Raw genomic sequence first — 3,686 nt, 5'->3', positions numbered from 1 at the left:
GACAAGAGCCCACTCCGCGTCGGTCAGATCGGAAGGATAACGAAGGCCGCGACGATCGGCCAAGACGCGATGCACCGGCTTCCACATCCGCAACTCCCTTGCGAATCATCCACTTCGCAAGAGAATCACAACCGACTCTTTCGACTCAACTTCTTTCAGGATCGGCTCTTAGACTCCACATTAAGTCAGCAATTTTTGTTGGAAACTCGAAAAAAACAAAGCGCCGCAGGAAAAGCTAGCGGGAGGAAGCGGAAAGAAAATCGGGTTTGGGTCGGGCCTGCTACCGAACTTGCAATTCGTGCGCGAGACGAAAACCCTTCGTTCGGAAGATCTAAGATTGCCGATTTCATGTTAGAGTATTCGCACCCGGATCAGCGTTTGCCAGGTCATCCAACGCTGATGGATTTTGTTAAGAAATTGGAAGAGAGCGGGGTAATCCCGAGGAGCATAAAGAGGATTGCCTGTAAGAATTGGTAGTGAACCGGTTCATTACCCCTATTGAACCGGTTCGCTCGGCTTACCACTCATTCCTAACAACTCTATGTCCGTCCCCAGCCGCAGCAAAACGCGGTCGTTGAAGGACAGACAACATGGAAAGACGTGAAGTCACCGGGCGCAAGGCAGGCGTTGCCGCCGCGCTCGACGGCGATTGGATTGCGAAGCCCTTTCGGAAGTGGTGCCGCGACGTCGGGATATCGGTTTCGCACGGCTACAATCTCGTAGCGCAAGGCAAGCTCCAAATCACGCATCTGGGTCATCGCGCGCTCATGACGCGCGCCGAGTCCGACCGCGTTATGCGGGAGGGCGTGTGACATGACTCCCAAAACATCGAACCCCGCCGATGGGTGCGGCGGGGCTCGGGGAAGTGTTCAAGATTGGCGTCTGAACAGCCCCGAGAATACCCCTGCCTCCACCCGGCCGCAAGGCTTGCCGAGCCGCGCCGAAGCCGCTCGCCGAACGCCGCGACGAGCAGCGGTTAAGGGCAAGCGCGCCCGTGTTTCAAAGGGCGGCGCATCAAGACGAACGTCATTCGTCCGCATGGCGCTCATCTTCTTGTCGCAATTGCGCAATCTCGCCGCTGTTCACCGCAAATACGGCGAAATCCTCGACAACGCGGCTTGGCTGCGCGTCAACGCCAACATCTGGTCAAGCGCCCCCGAGGGCTATATCGGCAGTCGCCGGGGCGACCGTGCGCCGTTATATTTTGGCCTTACGTTTGAAAATCTTAAAAATCAGGCGCTGGCGTGCGGTCTCGACGCGTCCGATGAGGAAATTGAGGAGCAGGTCGCCGATACGCGAGCATGGCGTCGGAAACGGTCCGAGCAAGTTGGCGCGCCTTTCTATCGGCGCATGAAGCCCGACAAGATCGGAAGGCTCCTCGGCGTCGTTGAGGCGACGAGAGAAGAGGCGGGCGCGTGGAATATCGGGACTTATGGCGGAAGCCGAGCGGAAAGGATTGCGGCCGCCAAGGAGCGCGACAAAGCGCGCAAGGCGCATCAGCGCCGCGCGAGCGGCGTCCAGACACGGGAAGAACGCTACGCCGTCAATCTGACCAAAAGCCGGCCTTGGGTCGATGAGGGGATATCGCGCCGGACTTGGGAGCGCAGACGGTCGCGCGAGCGGGCAGAAAATGACGCAGCCGCTTCCGCGACCTATAGTGTGCACCCTGACGTGACGCAGCCGGTTCCGCCGCAACCGAATCCGCGACCTATAGTAGAGCGTGACGCAGCCGAATCCGCGACCTTTAGTCTTATCGGACTTCCTCCTCAAGACTTCCGAAAACCAACCCGCCAACGGGCGTTGGAGCGGACAGATTCTTTGGGTCTTCCGGACAGCGAACCTAAAGATTTTGCCAATGAATTTTCGGAAGAGGCTGCCGAAGATGTTCCTCATGAAATTGAGATCGAGATATGAGCGCCGCTCGTCTTCTCAAGGAGGCCCGAGCCGCCGGCCTGTCCCTTCGCATCTCGCCTGCCGGCAAGCTTGCCTGTCTCGGCCCTGCGGAAACGGTGGAGCGTCTCAAGCCTGCGCTTGCCGAACGCCGCGACGAGCTTATTGCCGAACTCCGCTCTGAAGTCGCGGCGGCTTACAGCCCCGCCCGCCTCCAGCGCGAAGCAGACCGGCGGAACGCCGCAGCCGGCCTAAACCATTCGACGGACCGTTTCTGCCGCTGCGGCCATCTCGCCATGTTCGCCTGGCCAGGACATGACGGGCGCGATGTATGGCGCTGCGTCGAGTGTCTGCCGACAAGGGGGCGCGCATGACCCGCCGCCGCCTCCCAAATCGCCGATCGCATGAATCGCGCGACCTGATTTTCGATGGACGCCGCTTCTCGCTCGGCGTCGGCTTCGACGACACAGGCGCTCCGGCCGAAGTCTTCGTTTCGGCTCCGCGCGCCGGCAGCGGCTATGCGGCGCTCGCTCGCGACGCCGGCATTCTTTTGAGCCTCGCCCTGCAATCCGGAGCCGACCCCGCCACGATCCGACACGCTCTCACGCGCGAGGAGAACGGCGAGGCCGCATCGCTGCTCGGCGCAATCGCCGACGAAATCGGGGGCCAGGACGCATGAGCAACATCATCGGAATCGACATAGGCGCTCGGGGCGCGCTGGCGCTGCTCTCGCCTACTGGCGAACTGCTCGAAGTCGCCGATATGCCGATCCTGCGCGACGGCCCCGCCAATCGCGCGAACGTCAACGCGCCGCTTCTGGCAAGCGTCGTCTACCGCTGGCAGGCGTCTAAGGCATTCGTCGAACTTGTCGGCGCGCGACCAGGCGAGGGCGTGGCCGGCGCTTTCAGCTTCGGCCGCAGCCGCGGCGTTGTCGAGGGCGTGCTTGGCGCTTGTGGCGTTCCCGCTACCCACCTAGCGCCGGCATCTTGGAAACGCGCTGTAGGGCTTTCTCTGGCCAGCAAAGATGCGGCGCGCTCGGAAGCCATCCGACGCTGGCCCGGCCACGCTGAGCTGTTCGCGCGCGTCAAAGACGATGGGAGGGCGGAAGCCGCGTTGATCGCTGTTGCCGGCCTGCTCCGAGAAAGGAGGGCAGCGTGACTGACGATGACGATCGTGTCCTAAGGCCATATGACCCTGCCGAGGCCATCAGCGTCGCGAAAGCGGCAAAGATCGCCGGGAGGTCAAAGCGCACAATCTTGGAATGGGTCGCGAAACATGGGATAGGCCGCAAGGTCGTGGGACGCGTCGAGGTTAGTGCCGTCGCATTGCCAATGCTGCTCGATGGCGACATGGCCGCGCTGCGTGCATATCGGCGCGGCGATCGATCTAGCGAACGTGTGGCGCGATATCTCGCGCGCACCGATATAAAAAATCCGCAGAACGCGCAGAACACGCAGAGCCGGTATGGCGTCGTCGTCTCAGGCGAGGAATAATCGCCGCCATGTCCATACCCGACACAAACGAAATCGCGATCGCGTTGAGCTGCGTCACGGATGCGGTCCTGTCCGCTGTCGACCCGAGTGGCGGCGCATTTCGCCGGGCTCGCTGCAGCTTGCATGAAGGGCTCCGCCTGGCCGAAGCCGCGGGCGCCAAGTCCGAGGCGGCCGAGATCATTCGCGAAGTCGTCGCCACAATGTCAGAAAGTGAGAACCTATGACCACGCCCGCCCCGATTCTCGAATCCCGTGTCGACCTCGCTGAACACAAACGAAATATCTGGTTTGCGAGCGCCCCGCT

General features: G+C 61.6%; 7 protein-coding genes. All 7 read left to right on the top strand.

The window, feature by feature from the left end; genetic code table 11:
* Positions 1-477, top strand: a 477-nt coding sequence (locus tag AB7I51_RS17830) for a hypothetical protein (RefSeq protein ID WP_428406384.1), incomplete at its 5' end; no start/stop codon positions are given.
* A 113-nt stretch (positions 478-590) separates the two neighbouring features.
* Positions 591-812: a hypothetical protein gene (locus tag AB7I51_RS17825; protein WP_428405619.1), complete on the top strand. Its 222-nt coding sequence runs from the start codon at positions 591-593 to the stop codon at positions 810-812.
* 226 nt (positions 813-1,038) lie between these two features.
* On the top strand, positions 1,039-1,914 hold the full coding sequence (locus AB7I51_RS17820) for a hypothetical protein (protein ID WP_428405620.1): 876 nt from the start codon (positions 1,039-1,041) through the stop codon (positions 1,912-1,914).
* The gene (locus AB7I51_RS17815; RefSeq protein ID WP_428405621.1) at positions 1,911-2,264 is read left to right on the top strand and encodes a hypothetical protein; all 354 of its coding nucleotides are present in this window, start codon (positions 1,911-1,913) and stop codon (positions 2,262-2,264) included. The genes AB7I51_RS17820 and AB7I51_RS17815 overlap by 4 nt, the downstream gene beginning before the upstream one ends.
* Complete coding sequence (locus AB7I51_RS17810; RefSeq protein WP_428405622.1) at positions 2,261-2,569, top strand: hypothetical protein; 309 nt, start codon at positions 2,261-2,263, stop codon at positions 2,567-2,569. The genes AB7I51_RS17815 and AB7I51_RS17810 overlap by 4 nt, the downstream gene beginning before the upstream one ends.
* Positions 2,566-3,048: a hypothetical protein gene (locus tag AB7I51_RS17805; RefSeq protein WP_428405623.1), complete on the top strand. Its 483-nt coding sequence runs from the start codon at positions 2,566-2,568 to the stop codon at positions 3,046-3,048. The genes AB7I51_RS17810 and AB7I51_RS17805 overlap by 4 nt, the downstream gene beginning before the upstream one ends.
* The gene (locus AB7I51_RS17800) at positions 3,045-3,383 is read left to right on the top strand and encodes a hypothetical protein (RefSeq protein ID WP_428405624.1); all 339 of its coding nucleotides are present in this window, start codon (positions 3,045-3,047) and stop codon (positions 3,381-3,383) included. The genes AB7I51_RS17805 and AB7I51_RS17800 overlap by 4 nt, the downstream gene beginning before the upstream one ends.
* Positions 3,384-3,686 lie beyond the last annotated feature (303 nt).

Source organism: Methylocystis sp., from assembly GCF_050246715.1.
GTDB lineage: Bacteria > Pseudomonadota > Alphaproteobacteria > Rhizobiales > Beijerinckiaceae > Methylocystis.
The sequence above is the reverse complement of the archived record's forward strand: the minus strand, read 5'-3'. Positions and strand labels throughout refer to the sequence as shown.